The organism is Vibrio sp. Sgm 5 (assembly GCF_026241575.1).
Taxonomy (GTDB): Bacteria; Pseudomonadota; Gammaproteobacteria; order Enterobacterales; family Vibrionaceae; genus Vibrio; species Vibrio jasicida.
Genome location: NZ_JAPHPY010000022.1, coordinates 43,082 through 66,967, shown reverse-complemented (window position 1 = coordinate 66,967; position 23,886 = coordinate 43,082). Strand labels below are relative to the sequence as shown.

22 protein-coding genes are annotated in these 23,886 nt (G+C 46.5%); 8 read left to right on the top strand and 14 right to left on the bottom strand.

Annotated elements, in window-relative coordinates; genetic code table 11:
• Positions 1-139: 139 nt before the first annotated feature.
• Positions 140-1,096, top strand: a complete 957-nt coding sequence (locus OQJ86_RS13780) for a DUF2860 domain-containing protein (RefSeq protein WP_265988105.1) — start codon at positions 140-142, stop codon at positions 1,094-1,096.
• A gap of 47 nt (positions 1,097-1,143) precedes the next feature.
• Here the strand turns inward: OQJ86_RS13780 and OQJ86_RS13775 are convergent, their stop codons facing one another.
• Positions 1,144-2,667 carry a YifB family Mg chelatase-like AAA ATPase gene (locus tag OQJ86_RS13775; protein ID WP_265988104.1) on the bottom strand — a complete coding sequence of 508 codons (1,524 nt, stop codon included), beginning with the start codon at positions 2,665-2,667 and terminating at the stop codon, positions 1,144-1,146.
• 462 nt (positions 2,668-3,129) lie between these two features.
• Between OQJ86_RS13775 and ilvG the strand changes: the two genes are divergently transcribed.
• Genes ilvG through ilvA form a run of 5 tightly spaced genes read left to right on the top strand, consistent with a single transcriptional unit; the run spans position 3,130 to position 9,430 of the window.
• Positions 3,130-4,776 carry an acetolactate synthase 2 catalytic subunit gene (gene ilvG / locus OQJ86_RS13770; protein ID WP_038870177.1) on the top strand — a complete coding sequence of 549 codons (1,647 nt, stop codon included), beginning with the start codon at positions 3,130-3,132 and terminating at the stop codon, positions 4,774-4,776.
• An 11-nt stretch (positions 4,777-4,787) separates the two neighbouring features.
• On the top strand, positions 4,788-5,072 hold the full coding sequence (gene ilvM, locus OQJ86_RS13765; protein ID WP_005440786.1) for an acetolactate synthase 2 small subunit: 285 nt from the start codon (positions 4,788-4,790) through the stop codon (positions 5,070-5,072).
• A gap of 12 nt (positions 5,073-5,084) precedes the next feature.
• The gene (ilvE, locus tag OQJ86_RS13760; protein WP_265988103.1) at positions 5,085-6,023 is read left to right on the top strand and encodes a branched-chain-amino-acid transaminase; all 939 of its coding nucleotides are present in this window, start codon (positions 5,085-5,087) and stop codon (positions 6,021-6,023) included.
• A gap of 13 nt (positions 6,024-6,036) precedes the next feature.
• Positions 6,037-7,878, top strand: a complete 1,842-nt coding sequence (gene ilvD / locus OQJ86_RS13755) for a dihydroxy-acid dehydratase (protein ID WP_265988102.1) — start codon at positions 6,037-6,039, stop codon at positions 7,876-7,878.
• Positions 7,879-7,882: 4 nt separating this feature from the next.
• On the top strand, positions 7,883-9,430 hold the full coding sequence (gene ilvA, locus OQJ86_RS13750) for a threonine ammonia-lyase, biosynthetic (protein WP_038870180.1): 1,548 nt from the start codon (positions 7,883-7,885) through the stop codon (positions 9,428-9,430).
• Positions 9,431-9,479: 49 nt separating this feature from the next.
• On the opposite strand, the gene OQJ86_RS13745 is transcribed toward ilvA, so the two are convergent.
• Positions 9,480-11,159, bottom strand: coding sequence for a sensor domain-containing diguanylate cyclase (locus OQJ86_RS13745; RefSeq protein WP_265988101.1), 1,680 nt, complete (start codon positions 11,157-11,159; stop codon positions 9,480-9,482).
• 88 nt (positions 11,160-11,247) lie between these two features.
• Positions 11,248-12,153: a DNA-binding transcriptional activator PunR gene (gene punR / locus OQJ86_RS13740; protein ID WP_038875201.1), complete on the bottom strand. Its 906-nt coding sequence runs from the start codon at positions 12,151-12,153 to the stop codon at positions 11,248-11,250.
• Between the two features lie 154 nt (positions 12,154-12,307).
• On the opposite strand from punR, the gene punC reads away from it, so the two are divergent.
• Positions 12,308-13,513 (top strand): purine nucleoside transporter PunC, encoded by a 1,206-nt coding sequence (gene punC, locus OQJ86_RS13735; RefSeq protein ID WP_054757045.1) that lies wholly within the window; start codon positions 12,308-12,310, stop codon positions 13,511-13,513.
• An 87-nt stretch (positions 13,514-13,600) separates the two neighbouring features.
• Here the strand turns inward: punC and OQJ86_RS13730 are convergent, their stop codons facing one another.
• Positions 13,601-14,377 (bottom strand): transporter substrate-binding domain-containing protein, encoded by a 777-nt coding sequence (locus OQJ86_RS13730; protein ID WP_045422210.1) that lies wholly within the window; start codon positions 14,375-14,377, stop codon positions 13,601-13,603.
• A gap of 122 nt (positions 14,378-14,499) precedes the next feature.
• Between OQJ86_RS13730 and OQJ86_RS13725 the strand changes: the two genes are divergently transcribed.
• The gene (locus OQJ86_RS13725) at positions 14,500-15,240 is read left to right on the top strand and encodes an amino acid ABC transporter permease (protein ID WP_038870185.1); all 741 of its coding nucleotides are present in this window, start codon (positions 14,500-14,502) and stop codon (positions 15,238-15,240) included.
• 81 nt (positions 15,241-15,321) lie between these two features.
• On the opposite strand, the gene glmU is transcribed toward OQJ86_RS13725, so the two are convergent.
• The 10 genes from glmU to OQJ86_RS13675 form a co-directional block, all read right to left on the bottom strand.
• Positions 15,322-16,683 carry a bifunctional UDP-N-acetylglucosamine diphosphorylase/glucosamine-1-phosphate N-acetyltransferase GlmU gene (gene glmU, locus OQJ86_RS13720; RefSeq protein WP_265988100.1) on the bottom strand — a complete coding sequence of 454 codons (1,362 nt, stop codon included), beginning with the start codon at positions 16,681-16,683 and terminating at the stop codon, positions 15,322-15,324.
• Between the two features lie 148 nt (positions 16,684-16,831).
• On the bottom strand, positions 16,832-17,254 hold the full coding sequence (locus OQJ86_RS13715; RefSeq protein WP_005429758.1) for a F0F1 ATP synthase subunit epsilon: 423 nt from the start codon (positions 17,252-17,254) through the stop codon (positions 16,832-16,834).
• Positions 17,255-17,272: 18 nt separating this feature from the next.
• Positions 17,273-18,676 carry a F0F1 ATP synthase subunit beta gene (gene atpD, locus OQJ86_RS13710; RefSeq protein WP_038870187.1) on the bottom strand — a complete coding sequence of 468 codons (1,404 nt, stop codon included), beginning with the start codon at positions 18,674-18,676 and terminating at the stop codon, positions 17,273-17,275.
• A 35-nt stretch (positions 18,677-18,711) separates the two neighbouring features.
• Entirely contained in the window at positions 18,712-19,578 is an 867-nt protein-coding gene (gene atpG, locus OQJ86_RS13705) for a F0F1 ATP synthase subunit gamma (protein WP_038870188.1), read from the bottom strand.
• Positions 19,579-19,622: 44 nt separating this feature from the next.
• The gene (gene atpA, locus OQJ86_RS13700; protein WP_038870189.1) at positions 19,623-21,164 is read right to left on the bottom strand and encodes a F0F1 ATP synthase subunit alpha; all 1,542 of its coding nucleotides are present in this window, start codon (positions 21,162-21,164) and stop codon (positions 19,623-19,625) included.
• A gap of 13 nt (positions 21,165-21,177) precedes the next feature.
• A complete protein-coding gene (atpH, locus tag OQJ86_RS13695; protein WP_038870190.1) occupies positions 21,178-21,711 on the bottom strand; it encodes a F0F1 ATP synthase subunit delta in 534 nt (177 codons plus the stop codon).
• A gap of 14 nt (positions 21,712-21,725) precedes the next feature.
• On the bottom strand, positions 21,726-22,196 hold the full coding sequence (gene atpF, locus OQJ86_RS13690) for a F0F1 ATP synthase subunit B (protein ID WP_005451032.1): 471 nt from the start codon (positions 22,194-22,196) through the stop codon (positions 21,726-21,728).
• 56 nt (positions 22,197-22,252) lie between these two features.
• Entirely contained in the window at positions 22,253-22,510 is a 258-nt protein-coding gene (atpE, locus tag OQJ86_RS13685; RefSeq protein WP_005372317.1) for a F0F1 ATP synthase subunit C, read from the bottom strand.
• A gap of 55 nt (positions 22,511-22,565) precedes the next feature.
• Positions 22,566-23,378, bottom strand: coding sequence for a F0F1 ATP synthase subunit A (atpB, locus tag OQJ86_RS13680; protein ID WP_020195196.1), 813 nt, complete (start codon positions 23,376-23,378; stop codon positions 22,566-22,568).
• 8 nt (positions 23,379-23,386) lie between these two features.
• Positions 23,387-23,776, bottom strand: coding sequence for a F0F1 ATP synthase subunit I (locus tag OQJ86_RS13675; protein ID WP_038870191.1), 390 nt, complete (start codon positions 23,774-23,776; stop codon positions 23,387-23,389).
• Positions 23,777-23,886 lie beyond the last annotated feature (110 nt).

Sequence of the window (23,886 nt, the reverse complement as noted above, 5' to 3'; positions counted from 1 at the left end):
TGAGCAATAAAACAGCGTGTAATTATACGAATCCATTGCCATATTGGAACATTTGTAAGAATGGTCAGATTTGTTGCAATGTAAAACTGGACCACCGCTCAAACAAATATTCTTCATTCGACAAACAAGGAGAACGCGAATGAATCCAAGGCTAACCTTACTGCCTTTGGCCTTTATCGTCAGCACAGCTCAGGCTCAACTAGCAGAGACCGCAGGTTTTAGCGGCGAAGTTTCATTAAATGCTGGCTTCGTCTCATCTGAATCCCATTTTAATACGGATAACAGCAGTACAATTAACTCTCTCGATGAAAGTGCCGAGAGCGACAGTTCTTTCATTGCTGCCCCTCTAGGCAACGCAGCTTATACATTCGGTCACCGACTTAACCACCAAGTGTATGCTGGTACGACACGTTCCGATATCGCTATCGGTACTTTGGCATTCCAATTGGGCTATAAATACCAATTAGATTCAGGCACTGTGCTCGATTTCTCGTATTTACCGACCATTTTGGAAGGGGAAACCTGGCAAAACCCTTACTTGACCAATCAAACAAGAAAAACCACAGATGAGGGTGGCAACGCCTTTCGTTTCCAGATCAACCGCTTTTTAGACGATAACTTTAATCTTGATCTGGCTTACGCAGACAAAGACGTAGAAAAAGACACCGTGACCGATCCATCACTGGCCCGTGATGCTAAGATCTACCACATCAAAGGTGACTATCGAATTCCACTCAGCCGCACATCGATGCTACAACCCGCATTTACTTACATTTATCATGATGCAGATGGCGACGCAGAATCCTTTAACTCTTATAGATTGGACTTAAGTTGGTTCCAGTTTATCAATCGACATCGTGTTGCCTTAACTGCCGGCTACACGGTCAAAGACTTTGAATCAGCAAGCGCGACGTTTGGTAAAACTCGCAACGATGATAAGTTAAGTTTGTTTGCTGCATACGAGTACAAAAATGTATTTGATTGGGACAACTGGTCTTTCATCTCACTAGCAGGTTATAGCAGTACGGATTCCAACATTACTTTTTATGATGAAAAAGAGTACTTGTTGTCGGTCGGTTTAAACTACACCTTTTAACCCTTATATTGCAGCGAGTACAAACCAGACTCGCTGCGAAATAGCTTCTATACCGCCTGTGCGGTTAACTGCTTGAGCAATCTATCCATCGCTCTGTACCCTAACGCTTCTGCAAGATGCGTTCGTTCAATCGCTACTGAGCCCTCCAGATCAGCAATCGTCCGCGCAACTTTGATAATCCGGTGATAGGCACGAATCGATAACCCAAGACGATGCAGCGCATTCTCTAAAAATTCCGCATCGGATTTTTGTAATGGGCAGAAAGCTTCAATTTCTCGGCTCCCCAGCAGGGCATTTACCTTGCCACTGCGTTGCAACATACTCTCTCTAGCTAAGTTGACCCTTTGTTTTACTACGGAGGTTGGCTCACCTCTATCACCTCCTTCAGCTAACGTACCTTTCGGCAGTGCAGGAATCTCTAACGACATATCAAATCGGTCAAGCAACGGCCCTGATAATCGGCCAAGATAACGCAAAATCGCCTGTGGATTTGTGCGAGATTGGTTACCTTCGTAATAACCCGTAGGGCTCGGGTTGAGCGCTCCGACCAACTGAAATCGAGCCGGAAAACGAGTTTTACCCTGCGCACGTGAAATAATGATCTCCCCCGATTCTAATGGCTCCCTTAAAGAGTCGAGTACTTTGCGATCAAACTCTGGCATCTCATCCAAAAACAACAGTCCATTATGCGCCAATGAAATTTCACCGGGTCTAGGCACTGAGCCTCCCCCGACCAATGCCGCCATTGAACTAGAATGATGCGGGCTGCGCAGCGGGCGTGTTTTCCAATTGTGTTCATTGATTTCACTTTGAGTTAGCGACGCTACCGATGCCGTTTCCATCGCTTCTTCATCGGTCATCTCAGGCAATAAATCACACAGTCGTGAAGCCAACATGGTTTTACCCGTTCCGGGAGGGCCAAGAAAAAGTAAGTTGTGATTACCTGCCGCCGCTATCTCTAAGGCACGTTTACCTTGTTGCTGCCCAATGATGTCTTGCAGATCTCGACCATGCTTTTCGACGACATTACGCTTTGGTGCTTGGTGTAATTCCAACTTATGCTGACCACAAAGCTCAGCGCACACTTCCAGTAAAGACTGCGCGGATTTATGTTGTTCTTTCCCCACCAAAGCGGCTTGATCACCGTTGGCATGGGGCACAACTAAATGACGCTGACTTTTATTTGCGGCCAGCGCGGCGGGTAAGACGCCTTTTACGGGCCTTAATCCGCCAGAAAGTGCCAATTCGCCAACAAATTCGTAGTTTTTAAGCTTATCTGTCGCGATTTGCTCTGAAGCGGCTAAAATTCCCAATGCAATCGGTAGATCGAAGCGCCCACCTTCCTTGGGTAAATCTGCAGGGGCCAAATTTACCGTGATTCGCTTGGCAGGAAATTGGAAGTTGGAATTAATGATCGCACTGCGGACACGATCTTTAGATTCTTTTACTGTTGTTTCTGGTAGACCGACGAGTGTAAAGCCCGGCATCCCATTGCTGATGTGGACTTCCACGCTTACCGGTGGCGCTTGCACACCCACACTTGCTCGACTATGAATGATTGCCAGCCCCATAATTTCCTCAAATTTTTGTACGCTATATAAGCAGATGTTTTCTATATGGATATGTTATATAGCCTGTCCAGATGGGTACTTAATGTGAAAAAAGAATGACTTTTTGCTTGTCATGCAGCAGATTTGTGTGTTACCACTAGTGACGCAAACATTTTCGTAGAACATTACACAATACTTTTTAACGAAAAAAGAACGACAGACAGATGAACATATTCGCTCACATCAACTCACTGCTAGCCCTGATTATCGTGGTCATTATTGACACCGCGCGGGGGAATGTGGGCGAAAAATAACCACAAATTACAAAAAACCCCCGCACTGAAAAGTCCGGGGGTTTTTTTACAACTACATGTTGTCATCTGTCTAACTCTTAGACAGCTTAACGGGAAGAATGGGAGTGCACATGAAGTGCGAAACACATGGCGATAGCTACGAGCCACAACGTAGCAAAGGAGGTTTACGATGACCGGTGCACAACTTGTCGTAGCCGCTTTAAGACAGCAAGGCATCGAGACGGTGTTTGGGTATCCTGGTGGAGCCATCATGCCAATCTACGATGCGCTATATGATGGTGGTGTAGAACACATCTTATGCCGTCATGAGCAAGGGGCCGCAATGGCCGCTATAGGAATGGCCCGCGCGACACAAGACGTAGCAGTTTGTATGGCTACTTCTGGACCTGGTGCCACCAATCTTGTTACTGGCCTTGCCGACGCCTTCCTAGATTCCGTGCCACTTGTCGCCATTACCGGTCAGGTTGCCAGTTCTCATATCGGTACCGATGCTTTCCAAGAGATGGATGTGATCGGAATGTCCCTCTCTTGTACCAAACACAGTTACCTAGTGACTGACATAGAAGACCTTGCCCCAACGCTTGCCGAAGCGTTCGAAGTAGCGAAAACAGGCCGCCCAGGTCCAGTTATTGTCGATATCGCTAAAGATGTTCAACTTGCTCAAGCACCAACTGAACTTCTGCCTCCCTGTGTTCCACCAGCCATCCCACAAGTCCGCGATGAAGACATCCAACGCGCACAAGAAGTTCTCGCCGCTTCAACTCGCCCTGTTTTGTACGTAGGTGGCGGTGTTCAACTTGCTAAAGCAACAGATGCCGTTCGTGAGTTTCTACGCCTAAACCCTATGCCAGCAGTAAGCACTCTGAAAGGGCTGGGTACCATTGAACGCCATGACCCACACTACCTTGGTATGTTGGGTATGCACGGCACTAAAGCAGCCAATCTTGTTGTACAAGAGAGTGACCTTTTGATTGTGGTAGGAGCACGTTTCGATGACCGAGTAACGGGTAAGCTTGATACATTCGCACCCCATGCCAAGGTCATTCATATCGACATCGATGCGGCAGAGATACACAAACTGCGTCATGCAAATGCGCCATTGCGTGGTGACATCAATACCATTCTTCCTCAGTTAGAGTTAACGCAAGATATCTCACCATGGGTTCACCACAGTGAAAGTCTACGTAGCGGTTTTAAATGGCGTTACGACCACCCAGGCGAGTTAATTTACGCTCCTCTGTTACTTAAACAGCTGTCTGACATGATGCCGGACAGCTCGATCGTGTCGACTGACGTAGGTCAGCATCAGATGTGGGCAGCGCAACATATCCAACCGCGTAACCCACAAAACTTCATCACTTCTGCTGGTCTAGGTACGATGGGCTTTGGCTTACCTGCTGCAATGGGCGCTGCTGTCGCACGTCCTGATGATCAGTCTATCCTTATTACAGGTGACGGTTCATTTATGATGAACGTGCAGGAGTTGGGCACGCTGAAGCGTCGTCAGATTCCAGTGAAGATTGTCCTCCTTAATAACCAACGTCTTGGCATGGTTCGCCAATGGCAGTCGCTGTTCTTTGACGGCCGCCACAGCGAAACCATTCTTGATGACAATCCAGACTTCGTGATGCTGGCAAAAGCGTTCGATATCCCGGGTAAAACCATCACCAAGAAAGAAGAAGTCGAACCGGCTCTCAAAGAGATGCTAGAAAGTAAGACTTCTTACATGCTTCACGTTTTAATCGATGAAGAAGAGAACGTGTGGCCATTGGTGCCACCAGGTGCATCCAACAGTGACATGTTGGAAAATACTTAGGAGACAATCACATGGACAGATATTTACTCGACATCAAAGCCGATGACAAACCGGTACTGTTAGAGCGCGTTCTTCGTGTGATTCGTCATCGAGGCTTTGTGATCAAACAAGTTGCAGCGACGCAAAACCACGAAAGCAAAGTCGCCAGCGTAGAGATCATCGTCGACAGTGATCGACCAATCTCGTTCTTGGTTAATCAAATTGAAAAGTTGTGGGATATCCGTACCGTAGAGGTACTGAAAATTCGCAATGACGAACTCCCAAATCACAACCTACAACAACACGTGAGCGCATAAGGAAGGCAATAAATGGCAACGAAAACCGCAGACTTCATTTGGTTTAATGGTGAGATGGTTCCATGGGCAGAGGCAAACGTACACGTTTTGACTCATGCAATGCACTACGGCACCTCTGTTTTTGAAGGCGTACGCTGCTACAACACACCAAAAGGACCAATTGTCTTCCGCCATCGTGAGCATGCACAGCGTTTAAAAGACTCCGCAAAAATTTACCGCTTCCCTATCCCTTTCTCTGTGGAGGAAATCATGGAAGCAACACGCAAAACACTTCGCCAAAACAAACTCGATAGCGCTTATATCCGTCCACTAGGTTTTGTGGGTAATGTTGGCTTGGGCGTATGCCCGCCAGTAGGCACTGAAATGGAACTCATCATTGCTGCTTTCCCTTGGGGTTCTTACCTAGGTGAAGAAGCGCTAGAAGCTGGTGTTGATGCCATGATCTCTAGTTGGAATCGTGCAGCTCCAAACACCATCCCAACTGCGGCTAAGGCAGGCGGTAACTACCTATCTTCACTATTGGTGGGTGGAGAAGCTCGCCGTCACGGTTATGACGAGGGCATCGCACTAAGTGTCGATGGTTACCTATCTGAAGGAGCGGGTGAGAATATCTTTGTTATCAAAGATGGTGTCATCATCACGCCACCAGCAACCAGTGCGATTCTGCCAGGTATTACTCGTGATTCGATCATGACGATTGCACGCGACAAAGGCTATGAAGTACGTGAAGCAAACATTGCTCGTGAAGCACTTTACCTTGCCGATGAAGTTTTCATGACAGGTACCGCAGCTGAAGTTGTACCAGTGGCAACCATCGACAAAATTGAAGTGGGCACCGGTAAGCGTGGCCCAATCACTAAAGAACTGCAAGCGGCCTACTTTGGCCTATTTAACGGCACCACGGAAGATAAGTGGGGCTGGTTAGACTATGTGTACCCAGAACAGAAGTAAGAAGGATTAAGAAATGCCAAAATATAGATCAGCTACCACCACACATGGTCGTAACATGGCGGGTGCACGTGCTCTTTGGCGTGCTACTGGCGTAAAAGATGAAGACTTCGGTAAACCAATCATCGCCGTTGTGAACTCATTTACTCAATTTGTTCCGGGTCACGTACACCTAAAAGACATGGGTCAATTGGTTGCTGGTGAAATAGAAAAAGCCGGCGGCATCGCAAAAGAATTTAACACTATCGCAGTCGATGACGGCATCGCAATGGGCCACGGTGGCATGCTTTACTCGCTGCCTTCACGTGAACTGATTGCCGACTCTGTTGAGTACATGGTGAATGCGCACTGTGCCGATGCAATGGTGTGTATATCTAACTGTGACAAAATCACTCCGGGAATGATGATGGCTGCAATGCGCCTAAACATTCCGGTTATTTTTGTTTCAGGCGGTCCTATGGAAGCAGGCAAAACCAAGCTTTCAGATCAGATCATCAAGCTAGATCTTGTTGATGCAATGATCCAAGGTGCCGATCCAACCGTTTCTGATCAACAAAGCGAACAGATCGAACGCAGCGCATGTCCAACATGTGGATCATGCTCAGGCATGTTTACCGCAAACTCGATGAACTGTCTAACAGAGGTATTGGGTCTGTCTCAGCCAGGTAATGGCTCAATGTTGGCGACTCACGCTGACCGCGAGCAATTATTCATTAACGCAGGTAAACGCGTGGTTGAACTAACTCGCCGTTACTACGAACAAGATGATGAGTCAGCCCTACCACGTAATATCGCTAACCGCGCAGCCTTCGAAAATGCAATGGCATTGGACATCGCAATGGGCGGCTCTAGCAATACGGTTCTGCACCTGTTAGCAGCCGCACAGGAAGGTGAAATTGACTTCGACATGAACGACATTGATGAAATGTCTCGTCGCGTTCCACACCTCTGTAAAGTGGCACCGTCAACGCAGAAATACCACATGGAAGACGTGCACCGTGCTGGTGGTGTCATGGCGATCTTGGGTGAACTTGATCGTGCAAACTTGCTAAACGGCAATACACACACAGTGCTTGGCATGACGATGCAGCAACAACTTGCTGAATACGACATCATGCAAACGGAAAACGAAGAAGTCCTTAAGTTCTTCCGTGCTGGTCCTGCGGGTATCCGAACAACTCAAGCCTTCTCTCAAGATTGCCGCTGGGATCGCCTTGATGACGATCGCGTAGACGGTTGTATCCGTTCAAAAGAAAACGCCTTTAGCCAAGAAGGCGGCCTAGCCGTTCTGTCTGGCAACATCGCAGTGGATGGCTGTATTGTGAAAACCGCTGGCGTAGATGAAGAAAACCTTAAGTTCCAAGGTCCTGCAATCGTCTTTGAAAGCCAAGACTCTGCTGTTGATGGCATTTTAGGAGGCAAGGTAAAAGCGGGTGAAGTGGTTGTTATTCGCTACGAAGGTCCGAAAGGTGGTCCGGGCATGCAAGAAATGCTTTACCCAACCACGTACCTAAAATCGATGGGCCTTGGTAAGTCTTGTGCGCTACTGACAGATGGTCGCTTCTCTGGTGGTACATCAGGCCTCTCAATTGGTCACGCCTCTCCAGAAGCAGCCAGTGGCGGTACTATCGGCTTAGTTCAAAATGGCGACATCATCACCATTGATATTCCTAGCCGCTCTATCTCACTGGATATTTCAGAAGAAGAGCTTACTGCACGTCGAGCAAAACAAGACGAACTCGGCTGGAAGCCAGCGAACCGTCAGCGTGAAGTATCTTTTGCTTTGAAGGCGTACGCAAGCATGGCAACCAGTGCTGACAAAGGTGCAGTGCGAGATAAATCTAAGCTCGAGGGCTAGCTTTATGAGTCAACCCTTTCCCTTAAAACAGGAAAACCAGTCTGGTGCAGATTATCTGCGCCAGATCTTGCGCGCTCCTGTGTACGAAGTGGCAACCGTCACCCCTTTACAAGAGATGCCGCGCCTTGCTGCACGCATTGGTAACAATGTACAGATCAAACGTGAAGACCGTCAACCAGTGCACTCGTTCAAGCTACGTGGCGCCTACAATATGGTGGCAAGCTTATCCGAAGCGCAAAAAAACGCGGGCGTGATTGCAGCATCAGCAGGTAACCATGCTCAAGGTATGGCTCTCTCTGGTACTAAACTTGGTATCCGAACGACGATTGTTATGCCAAAGACCACACCAGACATCAAAGTGGATGCGGTACGTGGTTTTGGTGGTAATGTCGTTTTGCATGGCAGTAACTTTGATGAGGCAAAAGCCGAGGCAGAGCGTCTATCCGAGTTAAACGGGTACACCTTTGTCCCTCCCTTCGATCATCCACTGGTGATTGCAGGTCAAGGCACCATCGGCATGGAAATGCTGCAACAAAATGGCCACCTTGATTATATCTTTGTCCCTGTCGGAGGTGGTGGTTTAGCTGCTGGCGTGGCGGTACTCGTCAAGCAACTGATGCCCGAAATCAAAGTCATTGCGGTTGAGCCGGAAGATTCTTCTTGTTTAAAGGCTGCATTAGATGCAGGCGAGCCCGTCGTGCTCGATCAAGTCAGCATGTTTGCCGATGGTGTTGCGGTAAAGCGCATTGGTGAAGAAACTTTCCGTCTATGCCAAAAGTACATTGATGGCCATATTGCGGTCTCTAGTGATGAAATCTGCGCAGCAGTCAAAGACATCTTTGAAGACACGCGCGCGATTGCAGAGCCCTCAGGTGCGCTTGCTCTAGCGGGTTTAAAGAAGTTTGCTGAGCAGAACAAACTAGAAGGCAAAAACCTTGGTACCGTGCTGTCTGGTGCAAATACCAACTTCCATGGTTTGCGCTACGTATCAGAACGTTGCGAATTGGGTGAAAAGCGCGAAGGTTTATTAGCAGTTACGATTCCAGAACGTCAAGGCGCTTTCTTTGAGTTCTGCAACTTGATTGGTGGTCGAGCGGTCACTGAGTTTAATTACCGTTACAACGATGATGCTTTGGCAAATATCTTTGTTGGTGTTCGTTTGCAAGGCGGTCAAGAAGAGTTGGAAAATATCATTCGCGATTTACGTGATGGTGGTTACCCTGTGGTTGACCTGTCCGATGATGAAATGGCGAAGTTACACGTACGCTACATGATTGGCGGTAAGCCGTCTAAACCACTCAAAGAACGTCTGTATAGCTTTGAGTTTCCAGAATACCCAGGTGCGCTACTTAAGTTCTTAAGCACTTTAGGTACTCATTGGAACATCAGCTTGTTCAACTACCGTAATCACGGTGCCGACTACGGACGCGTTTTATGTGGTTTCGAGTTAGATGAAAGCGACTTAGCTCAGTTTTCCGCGCATTTACGCGAACTTGGCTATCAATGTAAAGACGAAACGGACAACCCGTCTTATAAGTTTTTCTTGTCGTAGCCGACATCAAGCTATACAAAAATCCCTCGCCATGACGAGGGATTTTTTATTAACGTTGAACCAATGTGATTTCCGCCGCATCTGGCTCTGGCGTCTTAAACTCGCTATATTGTTGATAATTAACGACGCGGTCTCTGCCTTGGTCTTTCGCAAGGTACAGCGCCTTATCCGCCATCTTCACCAGTCCCTCAATATCCGAAGCCGGTTCTGGATACGTTGCGACACCAATCGAGACACTTAACTGACCTAGCGACAAACCTTTGTGCTCTAGGTGTAAAGCACGGATCTGATCCACTATGTTCTGCGCATAATCCGTTGCCGAAGCCATATCGCAATGTGGCAGAATCACGGCTAACTCTTCCCCGCCTAAACGACAGGCTGTTTCATCTTCAGAGACGGTGCGTTTCAATAGCGCGCTGATCTCTTTCAATACGTAATCACCGGCATCATGACCAAAGTTGTCGTTAAAGCGCTTGAAATGGTCGAGATCAAGCATCAATAGCGACATGGCTTCTGTGCTGGTCGCTGAGTTGTTTACGTGCTCCGTGAGCTTTTGCTCGAAGAAACGGCGGTTGTACAACCCCGTTAACGGATCGCTCAACGCCTGAGAACGTAACTTCTCTTGGAGACTCAAGTTCGCTAATGCTAAGCCTAAATGTTCCGCCACGCTGTACGACAACTGCATGGTCATCTCATCAACTTCAATCTCACCTTGGCCAAAATACAAATGCATGATACCGATGGTATTGCCGTGTGCAGTTAGAGGAATACACAGCGTCTGGTTATTTTCGATCGATGCCATATGTTCACAAGTTAAGTTATGGAATGACTCAATCGATAAGTGACTGCGACCTTTACGCAGTGACCAGCATTCATCAGGAGCAAATGAGCGACTTCCTGGCCAGCTATCCCCCCAATCTAGTTGCGTGACTAACTGGTTTCTTGAAGAGCGCATCAGAGAAATACTGCCATTCACCTTACCCAAAATACGAGGGACGATATCCTCTACGACCATCTGAGCTTCAATCAAATTGTTACATGCTGCCAGCATATTGGCTAAACGATGCATTAACTCAATTTCCAATGTACGCTGACGAATGCGCTCATCTTGTTTTTTCTGCTCTTCGGATACTTTATGGATGATTTGACGATGGCTGAAAATCGAGGTTGCGATAAGAAAGCCAATACTCAGTACCACCATGGCACCTAAGATCGCCATCAATTGTGATGTCATGGTTTTCAAATGATGCATCGGTACGGCGAGTACCACGACGAACTCTTGAGAATCGATAACAACCTTGCGTGATACGTAAAACAGATCAACAGACAACACTTCACTAAAGCGTACGTCGTAGCCAGACCCATTCTCCCAAGCTTGGACAAATTCAGGTCGGTCGCTGTGACTTTCCAGTCCAATTAAAGCGCGGTCTGACAGCGCAGTATCTCCGACAACGGTGCCCTGCCCATCAAGAACTTGAATACGAGCATCTGCATCGGCTTGCGTTAAGTCACCGATATAATCATCGATATCAGAATCGTGAGCGAAGCTCGGAGCATCTTCCTTAATTTCATAGATAACATCGGTAAGCAGAGATTCCGTTGTTCGCTGCACAGAATCATGCACTGAACGCTCAAGCGTTATATAAAACCCGTATAACCCCACCAACATAAACACAGACAATGTGATGATCGGTAAGATTTGCCATTTTCTATCCACTAATTTTGACATAATCGTTCATCCTAAATTTACCGAACTTTGTTTCGATTTTTAATGAATTGACCACATTGTCAACACGTGTTTCGGTCAATTTTCAATTTTATGAATGTTGTAGCCAATCTCGATGAAGTTGACTTGACGAGCCAAGATAATCCACCATCCATTGAATCAACTTATGGTTATCGTCCTTACGCCACACCAAACAACACTGGCTCAGCGGCTTATCATCCGGCAGCACTTTTTCTACCAGTACACCATCATTAATAAGTGGCATAGCGATATGTCGTGGCATGTATCCTACGCCAACCCCATTTTTTAGACACTCAATCGCACTGTACCAATTAGGTAAAAGCAAACGTCGTTGTTTCGGATAATGCCCAGTGTGACGTTTTGGCAAGACGTTTGACGTATCATCTAAGCAAATAGCCGGAAATTTACTGACAAACTCTTCGGTAAGTATCTGCTGACGAACGCAAGGATGAGCCGGAGACATTACGAATGCCCAATCGAGTACGCCCATATCTTTGACTTCAAAATCGCCACCAACAGGAATTGCAGAAGTAGCACCAACCACGATATCAGCTCGTTCCTGAGCGATAGCCTCCCAAGAACCATTAAATACTTCCATGTTGATTTGCAGCTCTGCAAATTCAAACTCTCGATAAAAGTCTTCAACCAAAGGTTTGAGCTTGTCGAGCTTGACCACGTTATCCAACGTGAGCTTCAACGTTGATTGCCAGCCATGAGCTGCACGTCGAGTTTGCGCTTTCACTTCTGCCATCTGTCTCAATAATAAACGCGCTTCAGCAATAAAAAGTTCTCCCGCTGGCGTGAGTTCTACCTTTCTCGGCAAGCGGCGAAACAGCACCACATCCAGTTCTTGTTCCACTTGACGTACGCCATAACTGATCGCCGACGGCACCTTATGCAACACTTCGGCAGCCGCAGTAAAACTGCCCAAGCGAGCAACCGTATCGAGCATCTCCAACGAAGATTTTGAGAACATGAATACCGACCCTTCAAAAAATTTGATTGATAACTAATAATTTTAGCGTTTTATTTTCTTAAAATCGAAAAATAGAATGGCAAGGTAAATAAATCAGGGTTAGCGCTAACTGATACTGAACAATAAATGATTAAATAATTTGATTGGTTGAATCATGAAAATCTCAAAACTACAGCTTGTTTATCTCGCAGCCTTATCAATGCTCGGCTTTATTGCTACCGATATGTACTTACCGGCATTCAAAGCAATGGAAATCGATTTTGCTACAGGCCCTGAACAAATCGCACTTTCTCTGACCGTATTTCTTGTTGGTATGGCTTTTGGTCAGTTGATGTGGGGCTTGGCTTCAGACAAATTTGGACATCGTAATACGTTGGCCGCAGGTTTGGTTCTGTTTACCATAGCCTCATTTGGTCTCGCGTTCAGTGAGCAAGTATGGCAACTACTCGCACTGCGCTTCGTTCAAGCGATTGGTGTTTGTGCTCCTGCTGTGATCTGGCAAGCGATGGTGATTAAACGTCACTCTAGCCAAAGCCAGCAAATTTTTGCCACCATTATGCCTTTGGTTGCGCTATCACCAGCACTCGCACCTCAATTAGGTGTGTTATTGGCAGACAGCTTTGGCTGGCACAGTATTTTTGTTGCATTGACGCTAATGGGTGTACTACTCGTTGTAGCAACTATGGCTCAGAAAGATGAAAAAGTAGAGGCAAAACAAACCAGTATGTCTTCAGACATCAAGTCACTACTAGGTTCTAAAACTTACCTAGGTAACGTGTTTATGTTTGCTACTGCGTCTGCGGCTTTCTTTGCTTACTTAACCGGTATGCCAGAGATCATGTCTCAACTTGGCTATGAAGCGAAGGATATTGGTTTAAGCTTTATTCCACAAACTATCGCCTTCATGGTGGGTGGTTACTTAGGTAAGGTTGGCGTTCGCAAATACGGTGACGAGAAGATTCTGCGTCAGTTGATTGGCCTGTTTAGTGTTGCTGCACTGCTTATCTTCGCTGCGTCACAATGGCAACTGACCTCTATCTGGCCAATCCTAGCGCCATTCTGTTTGATTGCGGTTGCTAACGGTGCACTTTATCCAATCGTAGTAAACCGCGCATTAGCAAGTGCTCAGCAAAGTCCAGCTACGGCTGCTGGCCTACAAAACAGCCTGCAAATTACCGTGAGCAGCCTATCAAGCGCACTCGTTGCAGCAATGGCGAGCCAAGCTCAAATGGTGACCGGTGTTGCGATTGTGATTTGTATGGGTGGTCTGTGGATGGGTTACATTCTATCTAACCGTGAATTGTCTCAGCACTTCACGACACCTGACAATGCTCGTGTGGTGAGTGAAGACGAGCTTTAAAACACCTTCAAACTCAGTCTATAAAGCAATAAATAAGAGCCGCACTATGCGGCTCTTTGTTTTTCTAGGATAGCTAAGAATAAGAGCTTACATACTCTTCAAGCCCCATTTTTCAGCAGTTTGCTTAAAGAAGCCTTGAGTCTTCTTAAGCTCAACCCAGTGGTTGATGTAATTTATCCATACTTGGTCATCTTGAGGCAAGAGCATCGCAATTGGGGTTGGTTTGCGCGGCTCTTTAACTGGAACAATCGCCAACTGTTTAAACTTCTCCACCAGCGTGGCCGCTTCTACATTTGATGTTACCGATACGTCGGCACGGCGAGCTAGCAATTCTTGGAAGTCACGTGCTGGCGCTTCAATCACAATATGCTGCGCAGATGGAAAGAAATCTTTGACCAACTTCTCTTGAACCGTTCCCAGCGTCGCTGCTACTTTCACATCTGGCTTATCGAAGTCTGCCCAATCAGAGAATTTTGCTAGATCTTTCTTTTGCACCACAGGTACAAACGCAAGATAAAAATACGGTTGGCTATAACCTGCTACTTTTGCGCGTGACATATTCAATGACGCGCTACCTGTAATATCGTATTTGTTGGCCGTGATACCGTTAACCAGTGTTTTCCAATCGGTCGCAACGTATTCCACCTTAACGCCCAGATCTTTAGCAAGCTCAGCGGTGACATCGATATCAAAACCACGATAACTATTGGTCGCAGGATCTTTCATCGTCATCGGGTTCCAATCCCCTGTCGTCCCGACACGTAACACACCTTTGTCCAATATCTCTTGTAGACGACTTTCTGCATGAGCGACTTGAGTTATCGCAAGCAGGCACATTCCTAGAGCAAGCAACGTTTTTTTCATTTTCTATTCCCTTAAAAGAATGAGAGTGGGAGATATTCCCTTTAATTATTAACCATTAGTACGGCTTCATTGATAACATAGCAGCAACAAAGGAAGTTTTTTAGTCAGTTCAGGGAGTAATTGTGAACTATAGACATCTGTGCCTCGTTTCATTGCTTTTTCTCACCGGTTGCTCTGACTACCAATGGGGCTGGTATGTTCTTGATCCATCGACCGAACAAGGGCTGACAAACATCAGATTTCTGGTCGCAGGCTTTAATGACACGATCCAAGTGTCATTGCTCAGTATGTTGTTTGCGATGACGATTGGATTGCTCATCGCCCTACCCGCGCTCTCTGACTCTCCAATACTCAAGTGGATAAACCGTGTTTATGTGGAGGTGATCCGCTCTATTCCTGTTTTGGTACTGCTGCTTTGGGTGTATTACGGCATGCCGACGCTGCTAGACGTATCACTGAATCATTTTTGGGCAGGTGTGATTGCGTTAACCATTGCAGAAAGTGCCTTCATGGCAGAAGTATTTAGAGGCGGGATCCAAGCTATCAGTCGTGGCCAACATGAAGCAGCAGAGTCACTTGGATTAAACTATTGGCAAAAAATGCGTTTGGTGATTCTTCCCCAAGCTTTCCGACAAATTCTCCCTCCACTGGGGAATCAATTCGTTTATATCCTTAAAATGAGTTCGTTGGTCAGCGTAATAGGTTTAAGTGACTTAACGAGACGGGCTAATGAATTGGTCGTGAATGAGTACTTGCCATTAGAGATCTATACGTTTCTCGTCTTAGAGTATTTGGTACTGATTCTTTTGGTCTCTCAAGCGGTGCGCTGGTTAGAGAAGCGCATAGCGATCCCAAGTCACTAAACTCTATCTTTCACAACACCAGATACAACAAAGCCGCTCATCAAGAGCGGCTTTGTTTTTTTTGAAGTAAGCGAATTAAGCTTACTTTTTCTTAACTGGACGTTGCCAACCGGTAATTTTGCGCTCTTTCGCGCGAGAGATCACAAGCTCACCTTCAGCGACATCTTTGGTTAACGTAGTACCAGCACCAATGGTTGCACCATCCGCAACTGTCACTGGCGCGATAAGTTGGCTGTCTGAACCAACGAAAACGTCGTTGCCAATGATGGTCTTGAACTTGTTCGCACCATCGTAGTTACAAGTGATGGTACCCGCGCCGATGTTAGTACGTTGACCGATTTCTGCATCACCTAGGTAAGTTAGGTGGTTCGCTTTAGAGCCTTCACCGATACGCGCGTTTTTCACTTCTACGAAGTTGCCCACGTGAGAGTCGTTACGCATCTCTGCGCCAGGACGTAGGCGTGTGAATGGGCCAACGGTACATTCTTCACCAACGGTAGCACCTTCAATCACACTGTAAGGACGAACAATGGTGTTATCATCGATTTCACAATCTTTTAGAACGCAGCCAGTACCAATCACTACGTTATCACCTAGTGAAACGTTGCCTTCGATGATCACATTGACGTCGATTTCACAGTCCATACCGCATTGCAGTTCACCGCGTAAATCGAAACGTGCTGGATCACGCAGCATAACGCCTTGTTCTAGCAGTTTCTGTGCTTGCATTGATTGGAATGCACGCTCTAAACGAGCCAGTTGAGCACGATCGTTAACGCCTTCCACTTCAATCGCGTTTACTGGGTGTACTGCCTCTACCGCACGACCTTCATCGTGCGCGGCCGCGATAACGTCAGTTAGGTAATATTCACCTTGCGCGTTTTCATTGTTCAAGCCAGCAAGCCAGCGTTTTAGATCACCACCAGTTGCTACCATTACGCCAGTGTTGATTTCTTTGATGAGCTTCTGCTCTTCTGTCGCATCTTTTTGTTCAACGATAGCCACAACAGGGCCATTTTTACGAATGATACGACCATAGCCCATTGGGTTATCCAGTATCACCGTTAGCAATGCGATACCACCCGTAGGCTGTGCATCTAAAAGGTTTTCAATAGTTTCCGCAGAAATCAGTGGAACATCGCCGTACAGTATTAGTACTTTCTCGTCATCTTCGAATTGCGGTGCAGCTTGATCAACCGCGTGACCAGTACCTAATTGCTCTGCCTGAAGCACCCATGTTACTGGCTCCTCTGCAAGCGTCTGCTTCATTTGATCACCACCGTGACCAAATACGAGGTGGATGTTTTGTGCGCCAAGGCCTGTACATGTATCGATAACATGTTTTGCCATCGGCTTCCCTGCCAAAGTATGTAGCACTTTAGGCATGTTCGAATACATACGAGTACCTTTACCCGCAGCAAGAATTACAGCACTGAATTTCATTATCAACCTATTGACGTTCTATTTTAATTGGGCGTTATTTTAAACAGCTTGAAGGGAATAGTTAATGGTGGGAGGTAAATTTCCTACTAAAATTAATCAAAAAGGCGACCAAATGGCCGCCTTTTTCATGCAACGTTGCTAATAGAGCTTAGCGACGCTTTTTGGTCAGCTCGATAACTCGTAGCTGAGCAATGGCTTTAGCCAGTTCACTGGCCGCTTGTGCGAAGTCCATGTCGCCATGCTGATTCTGGATTTGCTCCTCAGCGCGACGCTTGGCTTCTTCTGCCTTCGCTGCGTCTAGATCTTCACCACGAATCGCTGTATCAGCCAGTACTGTAGCAGTACCAGGCTGAACTTCGACCATACCACCAGAGACATAAATGAACTCTTCGTGGCCGTGCTGTTTCACAATACGCACCATACCAGGCTTAATAGCGGACAGGAGCGGAGTGTGGCCGTGGAAAATACCCAGCTCACCTTCGCTACCGGTCACCTGAAACGTTTCAACGCGACCTGAGAAAATGCGTTTCTCAGCGCTTACTACGTCTAGGTGAAAGGTTATTGGTGCCATATCGCCTCCTAGTTAGCCTTATAGCTTCTTCGCATTCTCGATAGCATCGTCAATCGAACCGCAGTACATGAACGCTTGCTCTGGAATGTCATCGTATTCACCAGCTAGTAGACCTTTAAAGCCACGTAGAGTCTCTTTAAGAGGTACGTAAACACCAGGGTCACCTGTAAATACTTCCGCTACGTGGTAAGGCTGAGTTAGGAAACGCTCAATCTTACGTGCACGAGATACAACTTGCTTATCTTCTTCAGATAGCTCGTCCATACCTAGAATCGCGATGATGTCTTTCAGCTCTTTGTAGCGCTGAAGAGTCTGCTGAACACCACGAGCTGTGTCGTAGTGGTCTTGACCAACAACCAATGGATCTAGCATACGAGATGTAGAATCCAGTGGGTCGATCGCAGGGTATAGACCCATTGCTGCGATGTTACGGTTAAGTACAACCGTTGCATCCAAGTGCGCGAACGTTGTTGCTGGAGATGGGTCAGTCAAGTCATCCGCTGGTACGTATACCGCCTGTACAGACGTGATAGAACCTTGCTTAGTTGACGTGATACGCTCCTGTAGTACACCCATTTCTTCTGCAAGCGTAGGCTGGTAACCTACCGCAGATGGCATACGACCTAGAAGTGCTGATACTTCTGTACCTGCAAGCGTGTAACGGTAGATGTTATCGATAAACAATAGAACGTCACGACCTTCATCACGGAAACGCTCAGCCATCGTTAGACCTGTCAGAGCAACACGTAGACGGTTGCCCGGTGGCTCGTTCATCTGACCGTAAACCATTGCTACTTTTGATTCTTCAGGTTTCTCGATGTTTACAACACCCGCTTCCTGCATCTCAAAGTAGAAATCGTTACCTTCACGAGTACGCTCACCAACACCTGCAAACACAGATAGACCTGAGTGTTGAAGTGCGATGTTGTTGATAAGCTCCATCATGTTAACGGTCTTACCTACACCTGCACCACCGAATAGACCGATTTTACCACCCTTAGCGAATGGACAAATCAAGTCGATTACTTTAACACCGGTTTCTAGAAGTGCAGTTTCGTTTGATTGCTCTTCGTAGCTTGGTGCTTCACGGTGGATAGAGTAAAGCTCTTCCGCACCGATCTCACCACACTCATCAATCGCGTCACCTAGAACGTTCATGATACGACCTAGGGTTTTAGTACCTACTGGTACTGAAATTGGAGCGCCAGTGTTAACCACTTCAACTCCGCGACGTAAACCATCAGAGCTACCCATTACGATACAACGAACTACGCCACCGCCTAGCTGTTGCTGAACTTCAAGAACAAGACGCTCTTTTGAGTCCGTAACGTTTAGAGCGTCATATACACTAGGTACATTGCTCTGTGGGAACTCTACGTCGACTACCGCACCAATGATCTGTACGACCTTACCTGTAGCCATCGTTAATCCTCTAAACTATTTCGTTTAACCTAAGCTTAAACCGCTGCAGCACCTGATACGATTTCAGACAGTTCTTGTGTAATCGCAGCCTGACGGGCTTTGTTGTACACAAGTTCTAAGTCTTCAATCAGGTCACTCGCGTTATCCGTTGCAGCTTTCATCGCAATCATTCGAGCCGCTTGCTCACAAGCAAGGTTCTCAACCACACCTTGGTAAACCTGAGACTCTACGTAACGCACTAGAAGTGTGTCCAGTAGAGGTTTTGGTTCAGGCTCATAGATGTAATCCCATGAATGCTCACGCTGCATCTCTTCGCTGTCCGATTTAGGCAAAGGTAGCAATTGATCGATCGTTGGTTGCTGAACCATAGTATTCACAAATTTGTTAAACACTACGTACAGGCGATCCAATTCACCCTCATCGTATTTCTTTAGCATTACGCTTACAGAACCGATTAGGTCTTCAAGGCTTGGGCTATCACCCAGACCTGAAACCTGAGCAGCAACTTTTGCGCCACTGCTTTTGAAAAATGCTGTCGCTTTTGAACCAACAACTGCCAGTTCAACTTCTGCACCTTTCTCTTTCCAAGCCTGCATATCTGTCACAGCTTTTTTGAACACGTTAATGTTCAAGCCGCCACACAGGCCACGGTCTGTAGAAACGATGATGTAACCAACACGCTTGGCTTCACGCTCTTCTAGGTACGGATGACGGTACTCTAGGTTTGCGTTTGCCACATGACCGATCACTTTACGCATTGTTTCAGCGTATGGACGAGAAGCTTCCATTGCATCTTGAGAACGACGCATTTTTGAAGCTGCTACCATTTCCATCGCTTTCGTAATTTTCTGCGTGCTTTTAACACTACCGATTTTATTACGTATCTCTTTTGCGCCGGCCATCGTTACTCTCCGTTAGTTGGTGGCAGAAACTGCCACCGACCTAATTACCAAGTTTGGGTTGCTACGAAGTCGTCAGTCAGCTTCTTCAACTGAGCTTCAACTTCATCGTTGTACGCACCCGACTTGTCGATCTCAGCTGCAAATTCAGCGTATTGACCGCGAGCATACGATAGTAGAGCCGCTTCAAAATCTAGCAGTTTGTTTAGTTCAACATCTGCTAAATAGCCGCGCTCTGCCGCGAAGATAACTAGTGCTTGGTCAAATACAGACATTGGAGCGTACTGCTTCTGCTTCATTAGTTCTGTTACTTTTTGACCGTGGTCTAGCTGTTTCTTCGTCGCTTCATCAAGGTCAGACGAGAACTGTGCGAATGCCGCTAGTTCACGGTACTGAGCTAGTGCAGTACGGATACCGCCAGATAGCTTCTTGATGATTTTCGTCTGAGCTGAACCACCTACACGAGATACTGAGATACCTGGGTCAACGGCTGGGCGAACACCCGCGTTGAATAGCTCAGTTTGTAGGAAGATCTGACCATCGGTAATCGAGATTACGTTAGTCGGTACGAATGCTGAAACGTCACCTGCTTGAGTTTCGATGATAGGAAGAGCAGTTAGAGAACCAGTCTTACCTTTCACTTCACCGTTAGTGAAACGCTCTACGTACTCTTCGTTTACACGAGCTGCACGCTCTAGTAGACGAGAGTGTAAGTAGAATACGTCACCTGGGAATGCCTCACGGCCTGGTGGACGTTTTAGTAGTAGAGAGATCTGACGGTAAGCTACCGCTTGCTTAGATAGATCATCGTAAACAATCAGTGCGTCTTCACCGCGATCGCGGAAGTATTCACCCATCGCACAACCTGCGTATGGCGCTAGGTATTGTAGCGCTGCAGATTCAGAAGCAGATGCAACAACAACGATAGTGTTAGCTAGCGCGCCGTGCTCTTCTAGTTTGCGAACTACGTTAGCGATAGTCGATGCTTTCTGACCGATTGCTACGTAGATTGAGAAAATACCAGAGTCTTTCTGGTTGATAATCGCATCGATCGCCATTGCTGTTTTACCAGTCTGACGGTCACCGATTACAAGTTCACGCTGACCACGACCGATTGGGATCATTGAGTCAACTGATTTGTAGCCAGTTTGTACAGGTTGGTCTACCGATTTACGGTCGATTACACCTGGTGCGATTACTTCTACAGGCGAAGTCAGTTTTGCTTCGATTGGACCTTTACCATCGATAGGTTCACCTAGCGTGTTTACTACGCGACCTAGTAGTTCTGGACCAACTGGCACTTCAAGAATGCGGCCAGTACCTGTAACTTTCATGCCTTCCTTAAGGTCAGCATATGGGCCCATTACTACCGCACCAACCGAGTCACGCTCAAGGTTAAGTGCTAGTGCATAACGGCCACCCGGTAATTCAATCATTTCACCTTGCATCACGTCCGCTAGGCCGTGGATGCGGATGATACCATCGCTTACCGATACGATAGTACCCTCGTTGCGAGCTTCACTAACAACGTCGAAAGATTCGATGCGTTGTTTGATTAGATCGCTAATTTCCGTGGAATTAAGTTGCATGCTCCAATCCCCATTAAGACTGCAATGCATCGCTCAGGCGGTTCAAACGACCTCGCGCTGAGTCATCGATGACTAGGTCTCCGGCTCGAATAATAACCCCACCAAGTAGGGTCTCATCTACGCTGCAATTCAGCTTCACTTTGCGTTCAAGACGCACTTCAAGTTTGCTGCCAATATTTGCTAGCTGTTCATCAGAAAGTTCGCTTGCTGAAATGACTTCAACATCGATTTCTTTCTCATGTTCTTTCTTCAATAAGAAGAATTGCTCACAAACATCGGGAAGGGCCGTTAAACGACCATTCTCAGCCATAACCTTAATCAGGTTTTGACCGTGCGCATCAACTTGTTCACCGCAAACTGCAACAAAAATTTCTGCCATTTTCTCGGCGGAAACAGAACCGGTTAAAAGTTCATTCATTTGTTCGTTTTTGGCAACTTCAGTAGCGAAAGACAACATTTGGCCCCATTGGTCCAACTGGTCTTTGTCTACAGCAAAGTCAAAAGCTGCTTTAGCATAGGGGCGTGCGATTGTAGTCAAATCAGACATATGCGCCCCCAGACTTAAAGTTTTGCAGTAATGTTGTCGAGAATATCTTTCTGAGCGTCTTTATCGATAGTACGCTCAAGGATTTTCTCGGCACCAGCTACAGCCAGAGTAGCAACTTGTTTGCGCAGCTCATCGCGTGCACGATTACGTTCAGCTTCAAGTTCTGCTTCCGCTTGCGCTAGGATTTTCTGGCGTTCTGCCTGAGCTTCCTCGCGAGCTTCATCAATAATTTGAGACTTACGCTTATTCGCTTGGTCGATGATCTCAGTTGCTGTGCGCTTCGCTTCTTTCATCTGATCAGAAGCGTTGGCTTGTGCTAGATCCAAGTCTTTTGCAGCACGTTCTGCTGCTTGAAGACCATCAGCAATTTTCTTCTGACGTTCTTCGATCGCTTGCATCAACGGTGGCCATACATACTTCATGCAGAACCACACAAATAGTGCGAACGAGATTGCTTGACCTAGCAGAGTTGCGTTTATATTCACAACAGCTACTCCCTTTTAAGAATCAACTACAAAAATACAATTAACAGAGTTGTTAATTAGCCTGCTAGTTGACCCACAAATGGGTTTGCGAAAGTGAATAGTAGCGCGATTACGATACCGATCATTGGAACCGCATCAAGTAGACCTGCGATGATGAACATCTTAACTTGTAGCATAGGAGCCATTTCTGGTTGACGTGCAGCACCTTCTAGGAATTTACCACCTAGCAGTGCGAAACCAATCGCTGTACCAAGAGAAGCAAGACCGACGATAATACCTACGGCGATTGCAGAAAAGCTCAGTAAAGTTTCCATTACTATCTCCAATTTATAGTTGTTGGCTTAGTGCCCAAATAAAAAGCTTAAAAAATTAATGATCAGCGTCTTCGTGTGCCATTGACAGGTAAACAATTGTCAACATCATGAATACGAAGGCTTGAATCGTAATAACCAAGATATGGAAGATTGCCCACGGTAGTGAACCCATCCATTGTAAGTACCATGGTAGCATTGCCGCACAAAGAATGAATACAACCTCACCCGCGAACATGTTACCGAATAGACGCATACCAAGAGAAAGAGGCTTCGCTAGTAGCGATACCACTTCGATCAGTAGGTTAAACGGAATCATTAGTGGGTGATTGAATGGATGTAGTGCAAGTTCTTTTGCGAATCCACCTAGACCTTTCACTTTGATGCTGTAGTAAATCATCAATGCGAAAACGCCTAGAGCCATAGCCATGGTGATATTCACATCAGCAGACGGTACAACCTTAAGGTAAGGGATACCTAGCCAATGCTCTGCTGGGTAAGGCAAGAAGTCGATCGGGACTAAGTCCATCACGTTCATCAAGAATACCCAACAAAAGATAGTCAGTGCTAAAGGCGCGATCAGTGGGTTGCGTCCATGGAACGTGTCTTTGACGTTTTCCGCGACAAATTCAACGATCATTTCTACAGCACACTGAAGCTTACCCGGTACACCCGCTGTTGTTCCCTTCGCTACTTTGTAAAAAATTCCGAGGAAAATTAAACCAGTAAACCAAGAAAAAAACAGGCTATCGATATGTACGTTCCAGAAACTTGCTTCATCCGCTACCAAGCCTAACTTAGCTAAAGAAAGGTTTGATAAGTGGTGGGCAATGTATCCGGACGATGTTAGCGCTTCACCTGGCGCAGCCATAACTCATCCTATTTTTTGTTGTTAATGAATAGCACTGGTGCACAGATATTAATACCTAGTACCAGCAAATAGGTTAGTTTGAGGGGAACAAGTTCCACCTGCATATACATGTAGGCAACGTAGAATAGCGCAACCGTGATGAGAATTTTCAGAGCTTCGCCTGTGAAAAATGAAGCTGCAATACGCTTTGCAGCGCGAGCCCCACTAAACATAAAAGCAAAGAGCGCGAATACTGCATTGGCAACGACAAAAATGCCACCACCAACCAACGCTGAAAATCCCCATTCAGGATTCACGGCCACCGCCATTCCTGCCGCCACAAAAATAACCGCGCCAGACTGGATCATTAACAATTGCTTTGCGAGCTCTCGTCCTGGTCTAGCTAACGCAGCTACCATGTATTCGTACCTCTAGTAATATCCACTTCGCACTAAACTCTATGTGCAGGGAAATTGGCGAAAATTATACGGTGAGAACAATTGAATGCAATTATATTGCATCAAAAACT

Coding starts and splice junctions, on each gene's coding strand:
- OQJ86_RS13780 (WP_265988105.1), top strand. CDS start 140: ATGAATCCAAGGCTAACCTTACTGCCTTTGGCCTTTATCGTCAGCACA.
- OQJ86_RS13775 (WP_265988104.1), bottom strand. CDS start 2,667: ATGGGGCTGGCAATCATTCATAGTCGAGCAAGTGTGGGTGTGCAAGCG.
- ilvG (WP_038870177.1), top strand. CDS start 3,130: ATGACCGGTGCACAACTTGTCGTAGCCGCTTTAAGACAGCAAGGCATC.
- ilvM (WP_005440786.1), top strand. CDS start 4,788: ATGGACAGATATTTACTCGACATCAAAGCCGATGACAAACCGGTACTG.
- ilvE (WP_265988103.1), top strand. CDS start 5,085: ATGGCAACGAAAACCGCAGACTTCATTTGGTTTAATGGTGAGATGGTT.
- ilvD (WP_265988102.1), top strand. CDS start 6,037: ATGCCAAAATATAGATCAGCTACCACCACACATGGTCGTAACATGGCG.
- ilvA (WP_038870180.1), top strand. CDS start 7,883: ATGAGTCAACCCTTTCCCTTAAAACAGGAAAACCAGTCTGGTGCAGAT.
- OQJ86_RS13745 (WP_265988101.1), bottom strand. CDS start 11,159: ATGTCAAAATTAGTGGATAGAAAATGGCAAATCTTACCGATCATCACA.
- punR (WP_038875201.1), bottom strand. CDS start 12,153: ATGTTCTCAAAATCTTCGTTGGAGATGCTCGATACGGTTGCTCGCTTG.
- punC (WP_054757045.1), top strand. CDS start 12,308: ATGAAAATCTCAAAACTACAGCTTGTTTATCTCGCAGCCTTATCAATG.
- OQJ86_RS13730 (WP_045422210.1), bottom strand. CDS start 14,377: ATGAAAAAAACGTTGCTTGCTCTAGGAATGTGCCTGCTTGCGATAACT.
- glmU (WP_265988100.1), bottom strand. CDS start 16,683: ATGAAATTCAGTGCTGTAATTCTTGCTGCGGGTAAAGGTACTCGTATG.
- OQJ86_RS13715 (WP_005429758.1), bottom strand. CDS start 17,254: ATGGCACCAATAACCTTTCACCTAGACGTAGTAAGCGCTGAGAAACGC.
- atpD (WP_038870187.1), bottom strand. CDS start 18,676: ATGGCTACAGGTAAGGTCGTACAGATCATTGGTGCGGTAGTCGACGTA.
- atpG (WP_038870188.1), bottom strand. CDS start 19,578: ATGGCCGGCGCAAAAGAGATACGTAATAAAATCGGTAGTGTTAAAAGC.
- atpA (WP_038870189.1), bottom strand. CDS start 21,164: ATGCAACTTAATTCCACGGAAATTAGCGATCTAATCAAACAACGCATC.
- atpH (WP_038870190.1), bottom strand. CDS start 21,711: ATGTCTGATTTGACTACAATCGCACGCCCCTATGCTAAAGCAGCTTTT.
- atpE (WP_005372317.1), bottom strand. CDS start 22,510: ATGGAAACTTTACTGAGCTTTTCTGCAATCGCCGTAGGTATTATCGTC.
- atpB (WP_020195196.1), bottom strand. CDS start 23,378: ATGGCTGCGCCAGGTGAAGCGCTAACATCGTCCGGATACATTGCCCAC.
- OQJ86_RS13675 (WP_038870191.1), bottom strand. CDS start 23,776: ATGGTAGCTGCGTTAGCTAGACCAGGACGAGAGCTCGCAAAGCAATTG.